Raw genomic sequence first — 22099 nt, forward strand, 5'->3', positions numbered from 1 at the left:
GCGCGTCAGTCCTCGCGGCGGGCTTCCCAGCGGAAGCCGCGCACCGCGAAGAACAGCCCGATCAGCGTCCAGATCGCCACGACGCACAGGCCCGACGCGTTGTCGGCCAGCGACCGGCCGGAGACCAGCGCGCCCGACAGCCCGTCGATGATGTGCACCAGCGGCAGCACCTGGGCGATGTCGCGCAGGAACTGCGGGGCGTTGTCGACGTCGTAGAAGACGCCCGAGATGAAGATGACGGGCAGGAAGACGATGTTGTTGTACGCCGCGGCCGAGTCGTAGTTGGGCACCACGTGCGACCACGCGACGCCCAGCGCCGCGAGGCATGTCACGCCCGCCGCGGTGTAGACCAGCAGCTCCGCCCAGTCCTTCGGCCAGCCGGTCCCGAACAGGAGCTTGCCCGCGACGATCACGAGCCCGATCTGGATGACCGCGTTGGCCACCGCGTTGCCGAACACGCCGAGCAGGTAGGAGCCCTCGGGCAGCGGCGTCCCGCGCATGCGCTTGAGCACGCCCTGCTCGCGCAGGAACGTCAGGTTCATGACCAACGATGAGAAGGTGGTGGCCATGATCGACATCCCCGCGATGCCGGGGATCAGGACGTCGAGGTCGGCCTGGTTGCCGCTGAAGATCGCGCCGAACAGGGCGAGGAAGAGCAGCGGCAGCAGGAAGTTGAAGAACGCGGCGCTCGGGTTGCGCCAGAACATCCGGCGCTCGAGGCGGTACTGGTGCCAGGCGAGGGTGAGCGCGTCAGACATCGGCGGCCACCTCCTCCGCTTCCTGGGTCGTGACCGGCCCGGCGGTGAGCTCCAGGTACACGTCCTCGAGCGATGGGCGCGCGACCGACAGGTCCAGCAGCTTCTCGCCGCGGGCCAGCGCGGCGGAGGTCAGCTGGTGCAGCAGCGCCGTCGGGTCGTCGGTCTCGCGCGTCTCCATCTCGCCGCTGCCGGCCGCTCGCCACGCGACCGTGTAGCGCGACGACGACGCGCCGAGCTCGGCCGGCGGGCCCTCGGCGACGATCCGGCCCTCCTTGACGATCGCCACGCGGTCGCAGAGCGCCTGGGCCTCGTCGAGGTAGTGCGTGGTCAGCAGGACGGTCTTGCCGAGCTCCTGCAGCGAGCGCACGACGTCCCACGCCGCGCGGCGCGCCGCCGGGTCGAAGCCCGTGGTCGGCTCGTCGAGGAAGATCAGCTCCGGGTCGCCGATGAGCGCGAGCGCGAAGTCCAGCCGGCGCATCTGGCCGCCCGACAGCGTGCGCGACAGCGCGTCGGCCTTCTCGTCCAGTCCGGCCAAGGACAGGACCTCGTCCACGTCGCGCGCCTGCGGATAGAAGCGTGCCCAGTGCGTCAGCGCCTCGCGGACCGTCACGTGGCGGTACATGCCCGTCGACTGCAGGACGATCCCGATCCGCCGGCGCAGGTCGCGCGGGCGGCGCTCGGGGTCCTGGCCGAGGACGGAGACGATGCCGCCGTCGCGGCGGCGGTACCCCTCCAGGATCTCGACCGTGCTGGTCTTGCCGGCGCCGTTGGGCCCGAGCAGGCCGAACACCTCACCGGGCGCGACTTCGAAGTCGATGCCTCGGACGGCCGCGAACGACCCGTAGGACTTGCGCAGATCGCGCACGAGGATGGCGGGGGCGACGGCGGCCACCCCTTCATTCAAGCAGTGGAGACGTGAGAGGCTGTGTGACGTTGGCGAGGGCGGCCTGCATAGACATCGGCTCGAACACCACGCGGCTGCTCGTCGCCGAGCCCGATCCCGCACGTCCCGGCGGGCTGCTCGAGGTCGCCGCGCACCGCGCGTTCGTCCGGCTCACGGCCGCCGAGCGGCGCTCCGGCATCCCGGACGACAAGGCGCGCGCGATCGCCGAGGCGGTCGCCGAGCAGGCGCTGACCGCGCGCGCGAACGACATCTGCGCGCTGCGCGTCGTGGCCACCGCCGCGCTGCGCGACGCGCCCGGCCGCGACCGGCTGATCGCGCGGCTCAGCGCCGCCGCGGGCGTGACGGTCGAGGTGCTCAGCGGCGAGGAGGAGGCGCGTCTGGCGTTCGCCGGGGCGACGGCGCCGCTGGCCGGCGACGGCGTCGGGACCGTGATCGTGGCCGACGTCGGCGGCGGCTCGACCGAGCTGGCCCACGGCGCGCCCGGCCACGGCCCGGCGTGGTGGACGTCGCTGCCGATCGGCTCCGGCGCGCTGGCCGAGCTGCACCTCCACGACGACCCGCCGTCGCCCGCGCAGGTCGAGGCCGCGCGCGCCGCCGCCGCCGCCGCGATCGCCTCGGCGGGCTGCCCGGCGGCCGACGTCGCGTGGGCGGTCGGCGGCAGCGCGACCTCGCTGCGGCGCCTGTGCGGAGAGCGGCTGAGCGCCGCGGTGCTCGACGCGGCGCTCGTGCGGGTCACGCGCGCGCCGGCCGTGGAGACCGCGCTGGACCTCGACCTGCACGTCGAGCGCGTCCGGCTGCTGCCGGCCGGCCTGGTCCTGCTGGCCGAGGTCGCGCGCGCCGCGCAATGCCCGTTGCACGTCGGCTGCGGCGGCCTGCGCGAGGGCGTGGTGCTCGACCTCTTGGGGGAAGTGGAGTAGAAGAACGACTACGGCACGACGCGCATGGCCAAGGCGAAGGACATCCCGGGGTTCGACGGTCGCAAGAGCTTCCGCGCGATCGCGCGCGACGCGGTCGCCGTCCGGGCCGGTGAAGTGTTCGCGCACGCGGCGGGCGTCCTGGACACCGAGGACATCGAGCGCGTCCACGCCATGCGCGTCGCGACGCGCCGGCTGCGCGCCGTGCTCGAGGTCTTCGCGCCAGCTTTCGACGGCGCGGAGCACAAGGCGGTGCTGAAGGACGTCAAGGCGCTGGCCGACGCGCTCGGCGCGCGCCGCGACCCGGACGTGCAGCTCGCCGCGCTGGCCGCGACGGCTGCCGCGCTGCCCGGGCCCGACCAGGCCGGCATCGACGCGTTCGCCGACCGCGTGCGCGCCGAGCAGCAGGACGGCAACCGGACGCTCGCCGCCGCGCTGAAGGCGATCGAGGACGACGACCTGCGCGGGCGCCTGGAGCGGCTGGTCGCCGGCGCCGCGCCGGAGGCGGTCGCGTGAAGGCCCGCAAGGTCAAGGGCGTCGACCCCGACGGCGTGGCCGTCGACGAGGTCGCGAAGATCGTCGCCGTCCGGCTCGACGAGCTGTGCTCGTTCATGCCGGCGGGGCGCGACCCCGCCGCGTTCCACACGCTGCACGACATGCGCATCGCGGCCAAGCGGCTGCGCTACGTGCTCGAGCTCTTCGCGCCGGCCTTCGGGCCCTACGCGCGCGACGCCGCCAAGCAGGCCAAGAAGCTCCAGGACGTGCTCGGCGAGATCCACGACTGCGACGTCACGCGCCCGCGCGTCGCGGCGGTCGGCAGCGACCTGCGCGCCGAGGACGCGCGGTTCGTCCGCGGGCTCGCCGAGCCGGGCGCCAAGGACCTCGACCCGGCGCTCGCCGCCCAGGCGCCGCATCGCGCCGCCTACCGCGGGCTGCAGACGCTCGACGTGGCGTTGGGCGCGCGGCGCGAGCTGCTCTTCGAGCGGTTCCTGGACCGCTGGGACAAACTGGAGCGCGACAGCTTCCGACAGCGCCTGGAGCAGGCGCTCGGCGAGCGCCCCGACGCGGGTGACCCGATCACATCGCGTTCACACGACGGTAACGGCGCAGGGCCGGCTCAGCCCTTACCGTCGGAGGAGTCCCCGGCATGAACCCCGATCCGCAGCTCACGCAAGAGTCGATCCGCGCCGTCGAGGCGCACGAGGAGCCGGCTCCCCAGCCCTCCGACCTCGACGCGCCCGAGTTGTACATCAACCGGGAGCTGTCGTGGGTCGACTTCGACGACCGCGTGATGCAGCTCGCCGAGGACCCGGCCCAGCCGCTGCTGGAGCGCTGCAAGTTCGCCGCGATCTTCGAGTCCAACCTCGACGAGTTCTTCATGATCCGCGTCGCCGGGCTGCACGACCAGGTCGACGCCGGGATCACGGCGCCCAAGCTCGACGGCCGCACGCCGTCGGAGACGATCGACGCGATCCGCGCGAAGGTGATGGACCTCAAGGAGCGCCAGTGCAGGACGCTGTCGCACGACCTGCGCCCGTCGCTGGCCGAGCACGGCATCCGGCTGGTGTCGGTCGAGGACGTCTCCGAGGACGCGCGCCGCGCGCTGGACCACCGCTTCCGCCGCCAGATCTTCCCGGTGCTCACGCCGCTGGCCGTCGGCCTCGGCCGGCCGTTCCCCTACATCTCGAGCCTGTCGCTCTCGCTGGCGGTCCTGGTCCGCGACCCGGTCTCCGGCCTGGTGACCTTCGCGCGCGTCAAGGTCCCGAAGGAGATGCTCCCGCGGTTCGTCGCGCTGGAGGACGAGCCGACGACGTTCGTCCCGCTGGAGGAGCTGATCGCCGCCAACCTGGAGGCGCTGTTCCCCGGGATGGAGATCGTCGAGCACGGCGTGTTCCGCGTGACCCGCGACGCCGACTTCGAGATCTCCGACGAGGCCGACGACCTCCTGACCGCGGTCGAGGACGAGCTGCGCCGCCGCCGCTTCGGCGAGGTCGTGCGCGTCGACATCGAGGCCGGCATGGCCGATGGGCTGCGTGACGCGCTGACCGAGGCGCTGGAGGTCGAGGACCGCCAGGTCTACGAGGTCAACGACCTGCTCGACCTGACCGACCTGTGGCAGATCGTCGGGCTCAAGGGCTTCGACGACCTGCGCGACACGCCGTGGCAGTCGGTCACCCAGCCGCGGCTGCGGCCCGAGGAGCACCACGCCAAGGCCGACATGTTCGCCGCGATGCGTTCGGGCGACATCCTGGTCCACCATCCCTACGACTCGTTCTCGTCGTCGGTCGGGCGCTTCGTGGAGCAGGCCGCCAACGACCCGGACGTCCTGGCGATCAAGCTCACGATCTACCGCACGTCCGACGACACGCCGCTCGTGCCCGCGCTGATCCGCGCGACCGAGCGCGGCAAGCAGGCCGTGTGCCTGGTGGAGCTCAAGGCGCGCTTCGACGAGCGGGCGAACATCGAGTGGGCGCGCAAGCTGGAGGAGACGGGCGTCCACGTCGTCTACGGCCACCCGGCGCTGAAGACGCACGCCAAGTGCATCCTCGTGGTGCGCCGCGAGGGCGACGGGGTCCGGCACTACCTCCACGTCGGGACCGGCAACTACCACCCCAAGACCGCGCGGCTGTACACCGACTTCGGGCTCTTCACGACCGACGAGCGGCTGGGCTCCGACGTCGCCGACATGTTCAACTTCCTCACGGGCTACGCGCGGCCGCGCCGGTACCGCAAGGCGTTGATCGCGCCCGACCACCTGCGCGACGGGATCCTCGAGGAGATCGAGAAGACGATCGTCGTCCATCAGGAGGGCAAGCCGGCGCGGATCCAGATGAAGATGAACTCCTTGGTGGACCGCGCGTGCATCAAGGCGCTGTACCGCGCGTCGCAGGCGGGCGTGCCGGTCGAGCTGAACATCCGCGGGATCTGCTGCCTCGTTCCGGGCGTGCCGGGCGTCAGCGAGAACATCCGCGTCGTGTCGATCGTCGGGCGGTTCCTGGAGCACTCGCGGGTCTACGCCTACCAGCGCGGCGACGAGCAGCTGGTGCAGATCGGCTCGGCCGACCTGATGCCGCGCAACCTCGACACGCGCGTCGAGCTGGTCGTGCCGGTCGAGGATCCGGTGCTGCGCGACGACCTGCTCGACACGCTGGAGCGCGGGTTCGCCGACGACACGCACGCGTGGGACCTCGACGCCGACGGGCAGTGGACGCGCAGGGACCGCGACCCGAACGAGCCCGAGCCGCGCGACCTGCAGCGCGAGCTGATGCTGGGCCACACCGCGCGCGCCGCCGAGCGCGATCCGTCCAGCACGTCCTGAGCGCTCAGGCTGTCGTACGCAATCGCTAGGGTGCGCCAGGTGGGTCGCCGCGCGCTCGTCTTCTGCTGCCTGGTCGCGCTCGCCGCGGGGGCGGCGGGGTGTGGCGGCAGCGATGGGTCGTCGTCGGTCGCCACCACGCCGGCGCAGGTCGCGAACGGGCCGGTGGCCGCCACGGCCGCGCCGGTGCGGGTCGCGCCGTCCCATGCGGCGGTGCCGGTGCTGATGTACCACGTGATCGCGGCGGCGCCGCCGGGCGCGAAGTACAGCGGCCTCTGGGTGCCGCCCGCGCTGCTGCGCGCCCAGGTCGCGGCGCTGGCGGGCGCCGGCTTCACGGGCGTCACGCTCGACACGGTCCTCGACGCCTGGCGCGGGCGGGCGCGACTGCCGGCGCATCCCGTCGTCCTCTCGTTCGACGACGGCTACCTGTCGCAGGGCAAGGACGCCGGCGCGATCCTCGCCGCTGCGCGCTGGCCGGGGGTCCTGAACCTCGCGTGGCACAACCTCGGCGTGCCCGGCGGCCTGACGCGCACGCGCGTGAAGGAGCTCGTCGGCGCCGGGTGGGAGGTCGACGCGCACTCGCTGACCCATCCGGACCTGACGACGATCGACGCGGCCGCGCTGAAGCGCGAGGTCGCGGGCTCGCGCGACGCGATCCGGCGCGCGTTCGGCGTCCCGGTCGACGCGTTCTGCTACCCGGCGGGCAAGTACGACGCGGCGGTCGAGGCGGCCGTGCGCGCCGCCGGCTACCGCGCCGCGACCACCGAGGTCCCGGGCGCTGCGCGGCCGGGCGGCGACCGCCTCGCGCTGCCGCGCATCCGGGTCAACGCGACCGACTCGGCCGCGACGGTCGTCCACAACGTGCAGGCTGCGCTAGTTTCCGCGTCGTGACCGACGACGCGACGCCCCAGAGCCTGTCGGAGAAGGTCTCCGCCGCGCACATCCGCGTCCCGGCGCGCGGCAACCGCAAGCTGGACCGGCTGATCGCCGCGGTCAACGGCGACGTCCAGATCAAGGCGTGGTGGCACGCGGCGGCGATCAACGCGGAGCGCCTCGGCATGTCCGACCACTCGTGGGTCCACATCCAGATCGTCACGAACATCGGCCTGCGCCTGGCGCGGCTGCTGTTCCGGCGCGGGGTCGTGCCGTCGGTCGTGACCGACTACGGCCTGACCGAGCGCGACGCCGAGGTCGTGATCGCGGCGGCGGCGCTGTTCCACTGCATCGGGATGTCGATCCACCGCCAGGACCACGAGCAGTTCTCGCTGTTCCTGACGGCCGACAAGCTCCCCAAGATGCTGGAGCCGATCTACGACGAGCCGACGCGCTCGATCATCGTCGCCGAGGCGTCGCACGCGATCATCTCGCACCGCTCCAAGGGCGCGCCGTTCACGATCGAGGGGTCGATCCTGCGCGTCGCCGACGCGCTGGACATGGCCAAGGGCCGGTCGCGCGTCCCGTTCGAGCAGCTGCTGCCCAACATCCACTCGTTGTCGTCCTACGCGATCGAGTCGGTGAAGATCTCGCCTGGCCGGGAGAAGGCCGTGCGCGTCGAGATCGAGATGAACAACAGCGCCGGCATCTACCAGGTGGATGAAGGGCTCGGAACGAAGTTGCGCGGCACGCCGCTGGCCGAGCATCTCGAAGTGGTCGCCCGGATCGACGCCGAGCACGAGCAGCGGCTCGTCCCCGTCTTCCGCCTATGAGCACACCGCGCGAGCTGTTGGACCGTCACCTGCGGCTGATGCAGGCCGGCGACCTCGAGGGGGTGCTCGGCCAGTACCACGAGGACGCCGTGCTGGTGCGGTTCGCCGCGCCGGTCGTCGGCAAGGCCGCGCTGCGCGAGCACCTCGGCGCCTACCTCGCGGGTCGGCCGGTGGTCAAGGAGGTGCTGAACGTCGCCGCCTCCGACGACGTCGTCAGCTACCAGGCGGTCGTCGAGCACGCCGGCGAGGAGCAGCGGACCTACGGGGCGCTGTTCCTGCGCGGCGAGCGGATCGCGCGGCAGGTGTCCGGGCTGTTCCCGGTGACGTCGGGCGAAGGTCGGCGGAAGTCCGGCGTGCACGTGGACCTGGAGCCGTACACGGCGTGGCCGTCGCGGGCGGTCCCCGACCCGCGCAGCGCCGGCCGCGAGGCGATCGGCCCCGCGCTGCTGGAGATCGTGGCGGCCGAAGGCCCGATCCTGGCCGAGCGCGCGTACCGGCTCTACGTGAAGGCCAGCGGCGGCAAGGCCCTGACCTCCATCGCCCGAGCGCCGCTGAGCGGCTCGACGTTCCGGCTGCGCCAGGCCGGCGCCATCGACTTCGAAGAGGGCTCCGAGGTCCTGCGCCCAGCCGGAACACCCGAGGTCCGCGTCCGCGAGCTCGGCCCACGAGCCCTGGACGAGGTCCCCTTGCGCGAGGTCGCCGAGCTGATGCGCCGCCTGCGCGCCGCCGGCGCCACCGAGCTCCCCCGCGCCGTCCTCGACGCCTACGGCCTGGTCCGCATGACGGCCAAGGCCGAGGACTTCCTGGCCCAGGCGGAGCAGGTGTCGTTGATGGCCGACGTGTGAGGCCGGGGCCGGTTCGCGCGCTGTCGCCGGTCCTCCGCCGCCGTCGGCACACGCGCCCTGCACCGCCTCGGCACTGCCGCCGCAACCGGCCGCGGTCGTCGCCCCTTGCATCGCCACCGCTTCCGCACCGGTCGTGACTGCCCCGGCGCCGCCACCGTCGCGGGTCCTCCGGGGACGCTCGGACTGCGCGCCTGGTCGGCCGCTTCGTCGAATAAGCGCCTTGCGACCTCACCGGCGCGGCGCGGCCGCTGCCGCCGCCCGGATCGTCGCCGCGTGGATGTCCACCGTGTCGACCACGTCCGGCGCGTAGCCGCCGGCCAGGGTGACGACCACCGGGACGCCGGCGCTGCGGCACCGGTCCAGCACCAGCGCGTCGCGTGCGGCCAGGCCGGTCTTGGTCAGCGCCAGCCGTCCGAGGGCGTCGCCCTCCCACGGGTCGGCGCCCGCGACGTAGAACACCAGCTCGGGCTCGCCGAACCGCGTCCACGCCTCGTCCAAGGCCTCCAACAACGCGTTGTTGTACGTCTCGTCGCCGGTCCCGGCCGGCAGCTCGACGTCGAGGTCGCTCGGGATCCGCGTGAACGGGAAGTTCCGTGCGCACTGGACGCTCAGCGTGAACGCGTCGCGATCCGGCCCGAGCAGCTCGGCCGTCCCGTCGCCCTGGTGGACGTCGCAGTCGACGACCATCACGCGCCGGACCGCGCCCTCGCGGCGCAGCACCGTCGTCGCGATCGCCACGTCGTTGAACATGCAGTACCCGCGCGCGCTGGCGCGGCCCGCGTGGTGCGTGCCGCCGCCGAGCATCGCCCCGATGCCGCCGTCGAGCGCGTCGCGCGCCGCGCCGAGCGTGCCCGCGATCCCGTGCAGCGTGCGCGTCACCAGCTCGGCCGACCACGGCAGTCCGAGCACGCGCTCTTCCCGCACGGTCAGCGAGCCGCGGCGCATCCGCGTCGCGAAGTGCGGGTCGTGCGTCTGCTCGACGGCCGGCCACGGGATCGCGTCGGGCTCGGCGACCTCCAGGCCGTCGGCCTCCACGCGCTCGCGCAACAACCCGTACTTGCTCAGCGGGTAGCGCTGCTTGCGCCCGAGCGGGAAGGTCAGGCGGCTGTGGGACCACGCGCGCACGCTAGATGGTCGATCTGGCATCGACCATCAGGCCGCGATCGGCGTCGGCGGGCCCGTCGGCCGCGGCCGCGCGTCGAACTCGGCGCGCGCGCCGTGCACGTCCTCGATGTTGTCGACGGCCCAGGTCCGGATCGTCTCGACCGCGCCGCTCAGGCTGCGACCGAGCGGCGTGAGCGCGTACTCGACGGTCACCGGCACGGTCGGGTACGCGGTGCGGGTGACGAGGCCGTCGCGCTCGAGGTTGCGCAGCGTCTGCGTCAGCATCTTCTGCGTGACGCCCTCGACGCGCCGGCGCAGCGCGCTGAAGCGCAGCGTCTCGGGCTCCAGGGCCAGCAGCACCAACATGGACCACTTGTCGGCGATGCGACTCAGCACCTCGCGCGTGGGGCAGGCGGAGCACAGCGGGTCATAGGTGGTATCCATCAGGTACCAAGGATACCTCAAGGTGCCATCTTCCGGAAGGAGACCGAGACGCCTACGGTTCTCGTCCATGGACGCCTTCATCCCCACCAACGACGCCGAGACGCTCGTGGAGCGCGCGGACGTGCCGGAGCCCGAGCCCGCGAGCGCCGAGCTCGTCGTCGCCGTCGAGGCGTACTCCATCAACCGCGGCGAGGTCATCCTCCTGCGCGGCGCGCCGCGCGAGAACTGGCGCCCCGGCGCCGACGTCGCCGGCCGCGTGATCCACGCGGCGGCGGACGGCTCCGGCCCGGCGGTCGGCGCGCGCGTCGTCGGCCACGCCGAGCAGGGCGGCTGGGCGCAGCAGGTCGCGATCGCGACCGACGCGGTCGCCGAGCTCCCGGACGGCGTGTCGTTCGAGGACGCCTCGACGCTGGGCGTCGCCGCGCTGACCGCGCTGCGGCTGCTGCGCGTGGCGCCCGACGTCGCGGGCCGCCGCCTGCTGATCACCGGCGCGTCGGGCGGCGTCGGCCACTTCCTCACCGAGCTGGCCATCGCGCGCGGGGCGGAGGTCGTCGCGGTGTCGCGGCGCGGCGAGCGGCTCGCCGCACTCGGCGCGGCCGTCGTCGCCGACCTCGACGCCGCGCACGGCCCGTTCGATGTCGTCTTCGAGTCCGTGGGCGGCGACGCGTTCGCGCCCGCTGCCGCGCTCGCGGCGTTCGGCGGCGTCGTCGTCTGGCTCGGCCAGGCCTCCGGCGCGCCCGTCACGGTCGACTTCTTCGCGACCGTCGGCGGCGACGGCCCGCCCGCCGCGATCGTCCCGTTCTCCTACTGGCGCACCGGTGCGTCGGACGCCGACGACCTCGCGACGCTCGCCGGCCTCGTCGCCCGCGGCATCCTGCACCCGGAGATCGGCGCGGTCGAGGACTGGACCGAGACACCGCGGCTGCTGCGCGCGCTGGCCGACCGCGAGCTGATCGGCAACGCGGTGCTGCGCGTGGGCGGCTAGGCCACGGCGGCCGCGGGCGCGGGTGCCGGCACCTGCAGCGTCCCCGCCCGCGCCGCCGCCAGCCCGGCCGCCGCGACACCCGCGGCGCCCATCGCCACGAACGCCGGTCCGGTGCCGGCCGCTTCGACGACCGCGCCCGCCAGCGCCGAGCCGAGCGCGACGCCGCTGGCCAGGGCGGTGATGTTCCAGGAGAACGCCTCGGTCGTCGTGCCGGGGCGGGCGAGCTCGCCGGTCAGCGTCATCGTGGTCGCGAAGACCGGCGCGATCGACGCGCCCGCGGCCAGGAGCAGCGCGCCCAGCGCGACCGCCGACGTGCCGCCGGCGACGAGCGCCATGTGCGTGGCGCCCAGCATGACCAGGAGCACCAGCAGCTCGCGCGCGCCCCGCGCGCCGCCCAGCCGCGCCGCCGCGATCCCGCCGACGAGCGAGCCGACGCCCCAGATCGCGAGCAGCGCGCTCGTCGCGCCGGTGCCGTGCGCGCTCCCCGCGGCGGTCACCGCGACCTCGATCCCGCCCATGACGACGCCGATCAGCGTGGTGACCGCGGCGATCGTGAGCACGCCCGGCGCCTGCAGCGCGCTGCCCCGCGCGGCGCCGCCGGCGCCGACGCTGGCGTCCGGCCGCCAGGCGCGCGACGCGGGTTCGGCGGCGAACGCGACCGTCCCGACCGCCAACACGACGCCGAGCACGGCCATCGCCGCGCCGGTCGACGTGGCCGCGGCCAGGAGCAGGAAGCCCGCGGGACCTGAGATGTAGGTCAGCTCCAGCGCCGCCGCCTCGAGCGCGAACGCGGAGCGCACGGCCTCGCGGTCGCCGTCGAGGACGTCGGGCCACAGGGTCCGCAGGCACGCGCCCGTCGGCGGCTGCGCGGCGCCGGCCACGGCCGCGAGCGCCGCGATCGCGCCGAGCGGGGCGGAGTGGGGGAGGGATCCGAGCGCCACGTACGTGCCGCCGGCCACGAGCCCGGACGCCACGAGCACGGCGGTCTGCCCGCGCCGGTCGACGATCCCGCCGAGCAGCGGCGCCGCCACCGCGACGGCCAGCGCGGCCGCGGCCGCGACGAGCCCCGCCGCGGCGTAGGAGCCGGTCAGCGCGTGGGCGTGGACGACGATGAGCACGCCGGCGCCGGCGGTGGGAACGCGCGCGGCGACGTTCAACGCGAACAACCGCTTGACGCCGGGATGACGGAGGACCGTGGACACCCGACCACGGTCCACCACCGACCGCGAAGGCGCCAACAGATTCACGCCAGCGCGAATCCTGGAGTACGCTCGACCCGCGTGATCGCGTATCGCTTCAGCCACGAAGACCTCCTGCGGACGCGCTTCGCGATCTCTCCGCTGATGGAGCTGTCGGGCGCCGTCGAGGCCGTCCGCGAGCCCGAGGGGCGCCAGATCCACGCGCCCTTCGTCGCGTGGGCGCAGCCGCGGATAATCGACCTCGACTGGGACCTCCTGAGCGCCGTGATCCCGACCGGCGGCCGATGGTACCCGGACTTCGTGATCCCGCCGCCCACCGAGGCTCAGCCTCGACTTGAGGGTGAGCTTCGCAGAGTTCTGGAGACCGATCCGGCGCAGGTCGCGCACGAGATGCGCCTCGCCTACCCGGACGGCCTGCCGCCTGCCGCCCGGCTGCTGGTCGACCGGCCGGGCACCGGGATCCGTCGCCTCGTCGACCAGATGCGCGCCTTCTGGGACGCGGTGCTGGCGCCGCGATGGGAGGACATCCTCGCGTTGCTCGAAGCCGAGATCGCCGAGCGCGGGCGCAACCTGGCGACGATCGGTCCGGCGGCCGCGTTCGCCGACCTCGGCGACGAGGTCGCGTGGCGCGACGGCGGCGTCGAGGTGCGGGCGCGCACCGAGCGCGAGGTCGACCTGGCCGGTCGCGGTCTCCTGCTCGTCCCGGCCGTGTTCTCGTGGCCGGTCGTCTGGCCGATCAACGATCCGCCGTGGCAGCCGACGATCGTCTACCCGCCGCGCGGGATCGCGGACCTCTGGGCGCCGCAGGCGCTGCGCGACACCTCCGCGCTCGACGACCTCCTGGGCGCGCGCCGCGCGGCGGTCCTCAACGGCCTGGACCGTCCGGTCTCCACGCTCGACCTCGCGCGCCGTCTGGGCGCGAGCCCGGCGGGCGTGTCCGGCCATCTCGGCGTCCTGCGCCGCGCCGGCCTGGTCATCGGCCGGCGCGACGGACGCCAGGTGCTCTACGGCCGGACGGGGGCCGGCGACCGCCTGCTCCGCGCGGCTATGCGCTGAAGAACTGGCCGTGGAACCCGAACGGGATGTGGTGCGGCGCCTCGGCCCGCGCGATCTCGGTGAAGGTCTGCGCGTCGAGGACCAGCAGGAACGAGCGGCCCTCCGCCGCGTCGAGGACGACCGACAGGACCACGCCGTCGTCTTCCGCGTCGGCGCCCGGCCGCGCCACGAAGACCGGCTCGCCGGCCCAGGCGTCCGGCTCGTCCCAGACCGCGTAGGAGCCGTCGGTCACGTCGATCTTGACCAATCGCTTCAGGAACGCCGCGCCGCCGGCGCTGCCGCCGTAGGCATAGCGGTAGGGCTGGCCGTTGCGCGTCCGGTAGTTGATGCGCGGCAGCTCGAGGTCGACGTCGGCCAGCTCGCGCACGGTCGCGCGGCCGCCGCCCGCCGGCAGCGTCAGGCGCACGGGCCGCGCGCCGAGGTCGCTGTGGTCGCTGCCCGAGCGCAGGCGGTCGAGCTCCAGGAGCTCGATGATCGAGGCGTCGTCATGCGCGCAGAGGTCGACCACGACGTCGTCGCCGTCCTCGTACGCGTTGATGGTGTGGAACACGAAGAACGGGTCGGCGACCCAGGTCCGGGCGAGCGCGCCGGTGGCGCGGTCGAACGCATGGATCTTGACGCCCAGCTCGGGCTTCCACTTGTAGTTGTGGATGAACGCCTTGCCGCCGAGCGCGAGCTTGAGCGGGTTGACGACGAGCGGGTTCTCGATCAGGACCGCATAGCGCGGAGTCAGCGAGAAGGAGTGCATGTAGGACGGCTCGCGCACCGGCAGCGTCGCGACCACGCGCCCCTCGCTCGCCGAGCGGCGCGCGTAGACGCGGTACTCGGACGTGCGCCCGAGGTGCGCGGCGAAGTTGACGAGCTCGCTGACCCCGTCCCCGCCCACCCCGTGGTGCGGGTGCGCGGTCGTGATCTGCCCGAACTGCTTGGCGCCGGCGTCGGCGCGGACGGTGGCCAGCGTCTCGGGGTCGAAGGCGACCGCGACCGGCGTCTCGGTCATGGCGATGTACTCGTCGCCCAGGCGCGAGAGGTTCACGTTGGTGTTGTCGGTCGTCACCTGCGAGAACACCGACGACACGCGCTGGAACAGCGAGCGGCACGGGTCGGTCGCGAAGCCCGCGATCGACGTGCCGCCGGTCGCCAGCGCGTCGCGGCGCGCGGCCGTGTCCAGGAACGCCGAGGCGTAGGACACGCTGCCGTCGCCCGCGAAGCCGAAGCGGTTGAGCATCGCCATGCCGTCGAACCAGTGGGCGACCGAGCGCTGCTCGAAGTCCATCTGCGCGGGCGTGACGCGGACCAGCCCGCCGTGCAGCCACGCCGGCACCTCGCCCGACACCGCGAGCGCATCGACCCGGACCTCCTCGGTCTGATCGGCGAACCCGAGCCGGTAGTCGGTCTGCGTGCCGGATACGATGCTCATAGTCCCGAACGTACCGTCCGAAAGAGACTATTGCAAGACCTGAAGCTCACCCCGACCTCGTACATCGTCCTCGGCCTGCTCGACGCGGCCGCGCCCAACGAGGCCACGCCCTACGACCTCAAGCAGCTGATGGCCCTGTCCATCGACAACTTCTGGTCGACGCCGCACGCGCAGGTCTACCGCGAGCCCGAGCGGCTGGCCGCCGCCGGGTACATCTCCGAGCGGCGCGAGGAGACCGGCCGGCGCCGGCGCTTCTACGCGATCGGCGAGCGCGGCCGCGCCGCGCTGGACAGCTGGCGCCACACCGCGCCCGACGACGTGCCTCAGCTCCGCGACGCCGGCGTCCTGAAGCTCTTCTTCGGTGCCGACCCCGCGACCGTCGCGGCCCACCAGGTCCCCATCCACGAGGCGAAGCTGGCCGAGTACGAGACGCTCCGCGCGCAGGTCGCGCAGCACATCCCGATCGGCCAGCTCCTGGCGCTCGACGTCGGGATCGCGCACGAGCGCGCGATGCTCGACATCTGGCGCACTCGCGTCGCCGCGGCCGCCGTCGCTACCAATGCACCCCGCGCATGATGTTGGCCATCGCGATCTGCTCGACCGAGGCCTTCTCGTTGGGGTCCTTCTCGCCCCTGGACGCGGCCGAGTCCGGGAACACCTTGTAGGCCATGTGCAGGATCTGGTCGACGGCCTTCGGCGCCACCGCGTAGAGCACCTCGCCGAAGGTGCCCAACCGCGTGTTGATCTGCTTGGGCTTGGAGCGGATCGCCTCGCAGATGATGTCGCCGGCCTCGTCGGGCGAGATCGTCGGGAACGAGTCGTAGATCTTGGTTGGCGCGATCATCGCCGTCCGGACCAAGGGCATGTGGATGGTCGTGAACGTGATGCCGTCGCCGATGACCTCCGACGACACGACGCGCGTCCACGCGTCCAGCGCGGCCTTGGAGGCCACGTAGGCGCTGAACCGCGGCGGCGAGGTCTGCACGCCGATCGACGACACGTTGACGATGTGGCCGAAGCCGCGCTCGCGCATGTGCGGGAGCAGGCCCATCGTCAGCTTGATCGTGCCGAGGTAGTTGAGCTGGACCGTGCGCTCGAAGTCGTGGAAGCGATCCTGGGAGAGCGCGATCGAGCGGCGGATCGAGCGGCCCGCGTTGTTGACCAACATGTCGATCGACGCGTGGTCGGCGAGCAGCTTGGCCACGAGGTCGTCGATCGAGTCGATGGCGCTGAGGTCGGCGGAGTAGGCGTATGCGGTGCCGCCGTGGCGCTCGATGTCGGCCCGCGCCTCCTCGAGCTTGTCCATCGAGCGGGCGACGAGGATCGGGATGCCGCCGGCGCGCGCGATCTTGTGGGCGGCCGACAGGCCGATGCCCGCCGACGCGCCGGTGATGACCACCGTCTTGCCGTTGACGGAGTGCTCGAAGGACCGGTCCTTGTAGAGGTCTGGGTCCAGCACGCGCTCCCAGTAGTCCCACAGCTTGGCCGCGTAGGTGTCGAGCTCGGGGACCGTGATGTCGGCGTCGGCCAGCGCGCGCTCGGTGTCGCGCGTGTCGAACTGGCAGCTGAAGCCGACGTGCTCGACGACCTGCGGCGGGATGCCGAAGTCGGCGAGGATCGAGTCGCGCACGCCCTTGAGCGCCGGCAGCTTCATCACCATCGACAACGTGCCCTTGGGCAGCATGTCCAACAGCTTCTTGTCGATGCGCATCGCCATGTGCGGCGCGTGGCCGGCGCGGGCGAAGGTGTTGAGGATGTCGCCGGAGCGCTGGCCCTTGGGGTGGGCGAGGTGGAAGGCCTGGCCGTCGAGCCCGTCGGCGTGGGCGATGTGGTCCATCGCCTTGGCGACGTAGTCGACCGGGACGACGTTGGTCCAGCCCAGCTCCGGGCCGATCAGCGGCGCCCACTCCGGCAGCCAGCCGCGGATCTTCTGGATGGCCTTGAAGAAGTAGTAGGGCCCGTCGACCTTGTCCATGACGCCGGTCTGCGAGTGGCCGACGACGACCGCGGGGCGGTAGACGCGGAACGGGACCGTGGAGTCCTCGCGGGCGATCTTCTCGGACTCGAACTTGGTGCGGTGGTAGGCCGACGGGAGCTTCTGGCCCTCGTCGAACATGTCCTCGCGGAACAGGCCGCGGTGGGCGCCGGCGGCGGCGACCGAGGAGGTGTGGTGCAGGATGCCGGCGTCCAGCGCGTTGGCGAGGTCGACCGCGTGGCGCGTGCCCTCGACGTTGAGCGTCTCGTTGCGCTCCTCGTCGGCGGTCATGTCGTAGATCGCCGCGAGGTGGAAGAAGTGGGCGATGTCGCCCTTGTGCTCGGCGATCCAGGCGTCGCTCACGCCCAGGTTGGGCTCGGCGAGGTCGCCGACGACGGGGTGGATCCGCGTCGTGTCGCCGGGCCACGTCTTGATCAGGGCGTCGAGGCGGTCGCGCGAGGTCTCGCGCACCAACACGTACACGTCGCCGGTGCGATTGCGCAGCAGCTCCTCGACCAGATGCCGACCGATGAAACCCGTCGCTCCGGTCACGAAATACGCCATGCAGCCTCTCCTCCAAGATGCCTCCCGCGGCACTCCATACGTGCCGGTCACGGGACAGGTCGCGATCCTATCCGCATGCGCCCGGCCCCACGCAGGGTCGCGTGCTAGGCAGGCGCCTTCGCGCGCTGGGCGGCGATGCTGGCCAGGACGCCGTCGAGCAGGCCGGGGAAGCGCTCGCCGAGGTCGTCGCGGCGCAGCGAGATGTACTTCAACCGGCCGTCGACGCGCGTCCGGGTGACGCCGGCCTCGCGCAGGACGCGCAGGTGGTGGGAGACGGTGGCGGGGGAGAGCGGGAGCTCGATCGAGCCGCACGCCACGTCGTCGGCGCCGTCGGGGCCGCGGGTCGCCGCGTCGGTCGCGCCGACGATCGCCAGACGGGCCGGATCGCTGAGCGCGTGCATGACCGTGGGGAGGTCGAGCTCAGCGGTCGGCGGGTGGGGGAAGTCGCGCATCGGACTCCCTCGGAGTGTAGGTCAGCCGATCCCGGCACCCGCCCCGCCGCGGCCTGCGCCGCCGGCGAAGCGCGCCGCCCCGGCCTGGGCGTCGGCGAAGACGGCGGGGCCGGCCTGGGCCTCGAGCGCGAGGCCGTCGGCGAGCGGGAGGCCGAAGCCCTCGATCGCGGCGCGGCGGTCGGCGAGCATCGTCGCCTGCGGGAAGGCAGCGAGCGCCTCGGCCCACGCGAGGGCGCGGGTGAGCGCCTCGCCGTCCGGGACCACCTCGGTGAGCAGGCCCATGGCCAGCGCCTCGGGCGCCTCGACGATCCGGCCCGACAGGATCAGGTCCAGCGCGCGGCCGAGGCCGACGATGCGCGGCAGGCGCTGCGTCCCGCCGTCGATCAGCGGCACGCCCCAGCGGCGCTCCGGGTAGCCGAGCTTGGACTGCTCGGTCGCGATCCGCAGGTCGCACCACAGCGCGAGCTCCAGCCCGCCGGCCAGCGCGAACCCGTCGATCGCGGCGATCGCCGGCTTGGCGGGCGTCCGGCGCGTGAAGCCCATCGGGCCGCTGGGATCGTCCAGCCGGCCGGCGTAGGTGTCGATCGCCTTCAGGTCGGCGCCCGCGCAGAACGCGATCCCGCCCGCGCCGGTCAGGACCATGACGCGCGCGTCGTCGTCGGCCTCGAAGCGCTCCAGCGCGGCGAGCAGCGCCTCGGCGGTCGGCCCGTCGACGGCGTTGCGCCGCTCCGGCCGATCGATCGTCACGACGGCGGCGGCGCCGACGCGCTCGTACTGCACGGGCTCGGACATGGTCCGAACCCTACGGGCCTGCGACTACCAGCCGCCGGACCAGCGCTTGTCGCCGCCGGCGGCCTTGACGGCCGCCTTCTTGGCGTCCTTGCGCTTCTCCAGGCGCCACTGCAGGAGCGAGACCAGGAGCACGAACAGCGGGAAGAAGATGATGACGAGGAAGGCGCTGTTCGTGACGACCTTGTCGTCGGTCTCTCCATAGGCGCCCTCGCCCGAGGCCTGGGCGAACGCCATCGGGGCGCTGAGGGCCAGGAGGAACAGCGAGAGCAGCAGGGTCTTCGTCAGGCGGCGCATGGCAACCCGCATCGTATTGAATGCGGCGCCATGGTGGCACTCACGCGCGAACGGCTGGACGACGACATCGAAGTCCTGCGGCTGGACCGTCCGGAGGTCCGCAACGCGATGGACTCCACGATGCTGGCCGAGCTGGACGTGGCGCTCACCGAGCTCGCGGCGGACGGCACGCTGCGGGCGCTGGTCTTCTCCACGACGAGCGAGCGCGCGCTGTGCGCCGGCGCCGACGTGTCCGAGCAGCTCGACCGCGCCGGCGGCGTGGCGCGGATGGAGCTGTTCGCGCGGCTGTACGCGGCGATCGAGGCGTTCCCGGCGCCGACGATCGCGGTGTGCGTCGGCAACGTCGTCGGCGCGGGCGCCGAGGTCGCGGTCGGCTGCGACCTGCGCGTCGGTGCCGACAACCTCAAGCTCGTCTTCCCGGGCGCGAAGCTCGGCGTGCCGGTCGGGCCGGCGCGGCTGACGCCGCTGGTCGGGCTCTCGAAGGCCCGCGAGCTCATCTTTACCGGACGCGTCGTCGACGTGGAGGAGGCCGACGCGCTCGGCCTGCTCGCCCGCCGCGCGCCGGCCGCCGACGCCGAGGCCGCGGCGATCGCGCTGGCGCGCGAGATCGCCCGGCATCCGGCCGACGGCCTGCGCCACCTCAAGGACCTGTTCCGCGAGTACGAGGCGACGAAGTACCGCGTGGCGAGGGAGAACGCCGAGATCGTGGAGTTCCAGAGGACGGGCGGCGGCCTGCCGTACGGCGGTGTGCAACGCTGAATGGCGATGACCCGTCGCTCATTCGTCACCCTCCCCGCACTCCTGCTCGCTCTGCTCGCCCTCGCCGTCCCGGCGACCGCGAAGACCACGACCACCACCGACAAGACGTTGCACGCCGACCTCGTGCGCCTGGCCGACGGCGCCGGTGGCAGCGGCGGCTTCGTCGTCTCCGACGGCAAGACCGGCAAGACGATCGCGCAGTCCCGTCCGACGACCGTCCGGCCGCTGGGCTCGACGGCGAAGCTGCTGACGACGGGCGCCGCGCTCCGCGCGCTCGGTCCCGGCTTCCGCCTCACGACGACCGTGCTGACCATGGCCGGCGTCGACGCCGCCGGGACGCTGCATGGCGACCTGTGGCTGAAGGGCGGCGGCGACCCGACGCTCGGCGAGGCGCAGTTCCAGACTCTCGCCGCGGCCGTCCAGGCGCGCGGCATCAAGGTGGTGGAGGGCTCGATCGTCGGCGACGAGTCGCTGTTCGACACGCTGCGCGGCGGCCCGGCGACCAACGGCGCGTTCGACCTCAACTTCGCCGGCAGCGTCGGCGCGCTGACCTACGAGCGCGGGCGCCAGGCGGTCGACGGGCCGTTGCAGCCCGACCCGGCGCGCGCCGCCGCGTTCCGCTTCGACGACGTCCTGGAGGCCAAGGGCCTGACGATCCGCGGGACGCCGAAGGCCGGCGTCGCGCCGGTCGGGACCGCGCAGCTCGGCCTGATCGCCACGACCGTCGCGGCCGTCGTCAAGGTCATCGACAAGCAGTCCGACGACTTCGCCGCCGAGGTGCTCGCGAAGGACCTCGGCGCGGCACACGGCGGCGCCGGCACGACCGCGGCCGGCGTCGGCGTGATCAAGGCCAACATCTTCGGCGCGCAGCTCTTCCCGGTCGACGGCTCCGGCGTCGACCCCGCGACCACCGGCGCGCCGCGCCAGCTCGCCCGTCTCGTCCGGCGCCTGCGCACGCAGCCGGGGCTGGGCTCCGCGCTGCCGATCGCGGGCGTCGACGGCACGCTCCAGGCGCGGATGACGTCCGGTCCGGCGCGAGGCACCTGCCGCGCGAAGACCGGGTCGCTGCCGACGACCCGGTTCAGCGCGCTGGCCGGATGGTGCAAGACGCACGGCCGGACGCTCGTCTTCGCGCTGCAGCGCGACCGGGTGACGAGCCAGGCCGCGGCCAAGGCCGCCGAAGACGCGATGGTCCAGCGGATCGCCGCGTCGCGGAAGCGCTAGCGCTCCTTCGTCACCCGCTTCAGCCACGGCACGACCGTCTGCAGGTACCGGTTCTTGGCCGGCGCCGCGGTGAGCGGGTCGAGATGGGACTCGGTCGCGCTCGCGTCCACGTACCGCGCGTCGCCCTCCGGCGAGTGCGACAACTTGACGAACGACTTCGCGCCCTTCAGCACGGCGCCGTTGGTCAGCGAGGTCTGCAGCGCGTAGACCGGCAGCGCGGCCTGCTTGGCCCACTTCAGGCGCAACCCCAGGTACTTGGCCGCGCTGTCCTCGGTGAGCGGCGACGCGGCGTCGACGTCGAGGTTCAGACGCGTGGGGTAGAACCACTCGACGGCGTTGGCGGGCTCCTGCCCGAACGTCTCGGCCAGGCGCTGGAGCGGCGTCACCTCGCCGTCGACCCAGTCGCCGTCGGGGCCGAGCGATCCGGCGCGGACCTGGATCAGGCCGAGCTCCTTGGGCGAGGTCGTCGCGTCGAAGGCGAAGCCGAGCTGGCCGCGGTTGGTCGCCGGGATCGGCGGCTTGAACTGCGGCGGCAGGAGCGAGAAGGCCTGGCCGACCGACGGGCCGGTCGGGTCCTTCAACGCCAGGACCGCGGCGCTCTCGCTAAGGATGCCGGTCACCCACGGCAGGCCCAGGCCGAGCAGGTCCAGGAACGGCTGCTTGCGGATCGCCGCCAGCCGCTTCTTGGCCTGCGCGAGGTCGGCGGAGTCGAACGAGCCGCGCAGGCCGCCGTCGATCAGGACGACGCCGTCGAGGTCCTTGTAGCCCGGACGGCCCGCGAAGTCCCAGGACGCGTAGGCCACCGCCACCGACGCGCCCAGCGAGTGGCCGCCGAGGATCACGCGCCGGCCCGCGGCGCGCGCCTTGGCCACCACCGCGCGCACGTCCTCCAGCTGGACCTTCAGGCCCCAGTCGGCGGCGAAGCCGAGCGTCGCGGCGTCCGGCGGCCGGTAGTGCGGGGTGATCGTCGGGTCCGCGATCCAGCCCGCGTAGTAGTCGAACATCGCCTTCGGGGTGACCTTGCCGGCCAGCGCGTCGGCGAAGACGGAGGTGTCCTCGAGCGCCTGCGAGCGCCGGTCGACCGCCCAGACCTGGAGGCTCGGCACGTCCTTGACCAGCTCGCGCGCGGTGAGGGTGAAGTCGCCGCGGCCGCCGTTGGTGCCGGGGACCAGGACCAGGACGGTCTTCGCGTTCGCCGACCCGAACTTCGTGACGTCGAGCCGGTCGTACTTGCGCGGTCCGGGGGCGTGGGTCCAGCCGGTGATCGTGGTCTGGACCTCGGCTGCGGAGGCGGTCGCGGCGAGGGTCAGCGACGTCGCGGCGAGCGCCGCGACGAGCAGAAGGCGGTGGGGCATCGCGCATACCTACCATGGAGGCGTGGCCGTCGT

At 73.2% G+C, this 22099-nt stretch carries 23 protein-coding genes; 12 read left to right on the forward strand and 11 right to left on the reverse strand.

The features are described from left to right. Positions 1-5: 5 nt before the first annotated feature. Both DSM104299_RS07740 and DSM104299_RS07745 read right to left on the reverse strand, forming a co-directional pair. Positions 6-758 carry an ABC transporter permease gene (locus tag DSM104299_RS07740; RefSeq protein ID WP_272476719.1) on the reverse strand — a complete coding sequence of 251 codons (753 nt, stop codon included), beginning with the start codon at positions 756-758 and terminating at the stop codon, positions 6-8. Further along, complete coding sequence (locus DSM104299_RS07745) at positions 751-1650, reverse strand: ABC transporter ATP-binding protein (RefSeq protein WP_272476720.1); 900 nt, start codon at positions 1648-1650, stop codon at positions 751-753. The genes DSM104299_RS07740 and DSM104299_RS07745 overlap by 8 nt, the downstream gene beginning before the upstream one ends. 41 nt (positions 1651-1691) lie before the next feature. Between DSM104299_RS07745 and DSM104299_RS07750 the strand changes: the two genes are divergently transcribed. Genes DSM104299_RS07750 through DSM104299_RS07780 form a run of 7 tightly spaced genes read left to right on the forward strand, consistent with a single transcriptional unit; the run spans position 1692 to position 8443 of the window. Further along, on the forward strand, positions 1692-2579 hold the full coding sequence (locus DSM104299_RS07750) for a Ppx/GppA phosphatase family protein (RefSeq protein ID WP_272476721.1): 888 nt from the start codon (positions 1692-1694) through the stop codon (positions 2577-2579). A gap of 24 nt (positions 2580-2603) precedes the next feature. Then, complete coding sequence (locus tag DSM104299_RS29525) at positions 2604-3092, forward strand: CHAD domain-containing protein (protein WP_432419762.1); 489 nt, start codon at positions 2604-2606, stop codon at positions 3090-3092. Next, positions 3089-3727: a CHAD domain-containing protein gene (locus DSM104299_RS07760; RefSeq protein ID WP_432419763.1), complete on the forward strand. Its 639-nt coding sequence runs from the start codon at positions 3089-3091 to the stop codon at positions 3725-3727. Before DSM104299_RS29525 ends, DSM104299_RS07760 begins: the two co-directional genes overlap by 4 nt. After that, on the forward strand, positions 3724-5895 hold the full coding sequence (gene ppk1, locus DSM104299_RS07765; protein WP_272476722.1) for a polyphosphate kinase 1: 2172 nt from the start codon (positions 3724-3726) through the stop codon (positions 5893-5895). Before DSM104299_RS07760 ends, ppk1 begins: the two co-directional genes overlap by 4 nt. Before the next feature lie 39 nt (positions 5896-5934). Beyond that, the gene (locus DSM104299_RS07770; RefSeq protein WP_272476723.1) at positions 5935-6783 is read left to right on the forward strand and encodes a polysaccharide deacetylase family protein; all 849 of its coding nucleotides are present in this window, start codon (positions 5935-5937) and stop codon (positions 6781-6783) included. Next, the gene (locus DSM104299_RS07775) at positions 6780-7598 is read left to right on the forward strand and encodes an HD domain-containing protein (RefSeq protein WP_272476724.1); all 819 of its coding nucleotides are present in this window, start codon (positions 6780-6782) and stop codon (positions 7596-7598) included. Before DSM104299_RS07770 ends, DSM104299_RS07775 begins: the two co-directional genes overlap by 4 nt. Next, complete coding sequence (locus DSM104299_RS07780) at positions 7595-8443, forward strand: nuclear transport factor 2 family protein (RefSeq protein WP_272476725.1); 849 nt, start codon at positions 7595-7597, stop codon at positions 8441-8443. The genes DSM104299_RS07775 and DSM104299_RS07780 overlap by 4 nt, the downstream gene beginning before the upstream one ends. A gap of 228 nt (positions 8444-8671) precedes the next feature. Here the strand turns inward: DSM104299_RS07780 and DSM104299_RS07785 are convergent, their stop codons facing one another. Continuing rightward, positions 8672-9568: a histone deacetylase family protein gene (locus DSM104299_RS07785; protein WP_272476726.1), complete on the reverse strand. Its 897-nt coding sequence runs from the start codon at positions 9566-9568 to the stop codon at positions 8672-8674. Between the two features lie 27 nt (positions 9569-9595). Beyond that, the gene (locus tag DSM104299_RS07790; RefSeq protein ID WP_272476727.1) at positions 9596-9991 is read right to left on the reverse strand and encodes a winged helix-turn-helix transcriptional regulator; all 396 of its coding nucleotides are present in this window, start codon (positions 9989-9991) and stop codon (positions 9596-9598) included. A 67-nt stretch (positions 9992-10058) separates the two neighbouring features. Between DSM104299_RS07790 and DSM104299_RS07795 the strand changes: the two genes are divergently transcribed. Then, positions 10059-10976 carry a zinc-binding dehydrogenase gene (locus DSM104299_RS07795; protein WP_272476728.1) on the forward strand — a complete coding sequence of 306 codons (918 nt, stop codon included), beginning with the start codon at positions 10059-10061 and terminating at the stop codon, positions 10974-10976. On the opposite strand, the gene DSM104299_RS07800 is transcribed toward DSM104299_RS07795, so the two are convergent. Then, positions 10973-12178: an MFS transporter gene (locus DSM104299_RS07800; protein ID WP_272476729.1), complete on the reverse strand. Its 1206-nt coding sequence runs from the start codon at positions 12176-12178 to the stop codon at positions 10973-10975. The two genes, DSM104299_RS07795 and DSM104299_RS07800, sit on opposite strands and share 4 nt — an antisense overlap. Positions 12179-12256: 78 nt before the next feature. Between DSM104299_RS07800 and DSM104299_RS07805 the strand changes: the two genes are divergently transcribed. Further along, positions 12257-13231, forward strand: coding sequence for an ArsR/SmtB family transcription factor (locus tag DSM104299_RS07805; RefSeq protein WP_272476730.1), 975 nt, complete (start codon positions 12257-12259; stop codon positions 13229-13231). On the opposite strand, the gene DSM104299_RS07810 is transcribed toward DSM104299_RS07805, so the two are convergent. Next, entirely contained in the window at positions 13221-14651 is a 1431-nt protein-coding gene (locus tag DSM104299_RS07810) for a carotenoid oxygenase family protein (protein WP_272476731.1), read from the reverse strand. The two genes, DSM104299_RS07805 and DSM104299_RS07810, sit on opposite strands and share 11 nt — an antisense overlap. Before the next feature lie 30 nt (positions 14652-14681). Between DSM104299_RS07810 and DSM104299_RS07815 the strand changes: the two genes are divergently transcribed. After that, positions 14682-15227: a PadR family transcriptional regulator gene (locus DSM104299_RS07815; RefSeq protein ID WP_272476732.1), complete on the forward strand. Its 546-nt coding sequence runs from the start codon at positions 14682-14684 to the stop codon at positions 15225-15227. On the opposite strand, the gene DSM104299_RS07820 is transcribed toward DSM104299_RS07815, so the two are convergent. The 4 genes from DSM104299_RS07820 to DSM104299_RS07835 form a co-directional block, all read right to left on the reverse strand. After that, positions 15205-17190: an SDR family oxidoreductase gene (locus tag DSM104299_RS07820; protein ID WP_272476733.1), complete on the reverse strand. Its 1986-nt coding sequence runs from the start codon at positions 17188-17190 to the stop codon at positions 15205-15207. The two genes, DSM104299_RS07815 and DSM104299_RS07820, sit on opposite strands and share 23 nt — an antisense overlap. 104 nt (positions 17191-17294) lie before the next feature. Next, positions 17295-17642, reverse strand: a complete 348-nt coding sequence (locus DSM104299_RS07825; RefSeq protein ID WP_272476734.1) for an ArsR/SmtB family transcription factor — start codon at positions 17640-17642, stop codon at positions 17295-17297. 21 nt (positions 17643-17663) lie between these two features. Continuing rightward, positions 17664-18434 (reverse strand): crotonase/enoyl-CoA hydratase family protein, encoded by a 771-nt coding sequence (locus DSM104299_RS07830; RefSeq protein ID WP_272476735.1) that lies wholly within the window; start codon positions 18432-18434, stop codon positions 17664-17666. Positions 18435-18458: 24 nt separating this feature from the next. Further along, entirely contained in the window at positions 18459-18728 is a 270-nt protein-coding gene (locus DSM104299_RS07835) for a hypothetical protein (protein ID WP_272476736.1), read from the reverse strand. Positions 18729-18758: 30 nt separating this feature from the next. On the opposite strand from DSM104299_RS07835, the gene DSM104299_RS07840 reads away from it, so the two are divergent. Together DSM104299_RS07840 and DSM104299_RS07845 are read left to right on the forward strand one after the other, a co-directional pair. Further along, positions 18759-19487 carry an enoyl-CoA hydratase/isomerase family protein gene (locus DSM104299_RS07840; RefSeq protein ID WP_272476737.1) on the forward strand — a complete coding sequence of 243 codons (729 nt, stop codon included), beginning with the start codon at positions 18759-18761 and terminating at the stop codon, positions 19485-19487. A 6-nt stretch (positions 19488-19493) separates the two neighbouring features. Beyond that, the gene (locus tag DSM104299_RS07845) at positions 19494-20711 is read left to right on the forward strand and encodes a D-alanyl-D-alanine carboxypeptidase/D-alanyl-D-alanine-endopeptidase (protein WP_272476738.1); all 1218 of its coding nucleotides are present in this window, start codon (positions 19494-19496) and stop codon (positions 20709-20711) included. Here the strand turns inward: DSM104299_RS07845 and DSM104299_RS07850 are convergent. Beyond that, positions 20708-22066: an alpha/beta fold hydrolase gene (locus tag DSM104299_RS07850; RefSeq protein WP_272476739.1), complete on the reverse strand. Its 1359-nt coding sequence runs from the start codon at positions 22064-22066 to the stop codon at positions 20708-20710. The two genes, DSM104299_RS07845 and DSM104299_RS07850, sit on opposite strands and share 4 nt — an antisense overlap. Between the last annotated feature and the right edge of the window lie 33 nt (positions 22067-22099).

Origin of the sequence: Baekduia alba, from assembly GCF_028416635.1 — a bacterium.
Classification (GTDB): domain Bacteria; phylum Actinomycetota; class Thermoleophilia; order Solirubrobacterales; family Solirubrobacteraceae; genus Baekduia; species Baekduia alba.

Excerpts from the sequence above, each read along its gene's own strand:
- DSM104299_RS07740 (WP_272476719.1), bottom strand. The coding sequence starts at position 758 with ATGTCTGACGCGCTCACCCTCGCCTGGCACCAGTACCGCCTCGAGCGC.
- DSM104299_RS29525 (WP_432419762.1), top strand. The coding sequence starts at position 2,604 with ATGGCCAAGGCGAAGGACATCCCGGGGTTCGACGGTCGCAAGAGCTTC.
- ppk1 (WP_272476722.1), top strand. The coding sequence starts at position 3,724 with ATGAACCCCGATCCGCAGCTCACGCAAGAGTCGATCCGCGCCGTCGAG.
- DSM104299_RS07780 (WP_272476725.1), top strand. The coding sequence starts at position 7,595 with ATGAGCACACCGCGCGAGCTGTTGGACCGTCACCTGCGGCTGATGCAG.
- DSM104299_RS07790 (WP_272476727.1), bottom strand. The coding sequence starts at position 9,991 with ATGGATACCACCTATGACCCGCTGTGCTCCGCCTGCCCCACGCGCGAG.
- DSM104299_RS07795 (WP_272476728.1), top strand. The coding sequence starts at position 10,059 with ATGGACGCCTTCATCCCCACCAACGACGCCGAGACGCTCGTGGAGCGC.
- DSM104299_RS07810 (WP_272476731.1), bottom strand. The coding sequence starts at position 14,651 with ATGAGCATCGTATCCGGCACGCAGACCGACTACCGGCTCGGGTTCGCC.
- DSM104299_RS07820 (WP_272476733.1), bottom strand. The coding sequence starts at position 17,190 with ATGGCGTATTTCGTGACCGGAGCGACGGGTTTCATCGGTCGGCATCTG.
- DSM104299_RS07825 (WP_272476734.1), bottom strand. The coding sequence starts at position 17,642 with ATGCGCGACTTCCCCCACCCGCCGACCGCTGAGCTCGACCTCCCCACG.
- DSM104299_RS07830 (WP_272476735.1), bottom strand. The coding sequence starts at position 18,434 with ATGTCCGAGCCCGTGCAGTACGAGCGCGTCGGCGCCGCCGCCGTCGTG.
- DSM104299_RS07835 (WP_272476736.1), bottom strand. The coding sequence starts at position 18,728 with ATGCGCCGCCTGACGAAGACCCTGCTGCTCTCGCTGTTCCTCCTGGCC.
- DSM104299_RS07840 (WP_272476737.1), top strand. The coding sequence starts at position 18,759 with ATGGTGGCACTCACGCGCGAACGGCTGGACGACGACATCGAAGTCCTG.
- DSM104299_RS07845 (WP_272476738.1), top strand. The coding sequence starts at position 19,494 with ATGACCCGTCGCTCATTCGTCACCCTCCCCGCACTCCTGCTCGCTCTG.
- DSM104299_RS07850 (WP_272476739.1), bottom strand. The coding sequence starts at position 22,066 with ATGCCCCACCGCCTTCTGCTCGTCGCGGCGCTCGCCGCGACGTCGCTG.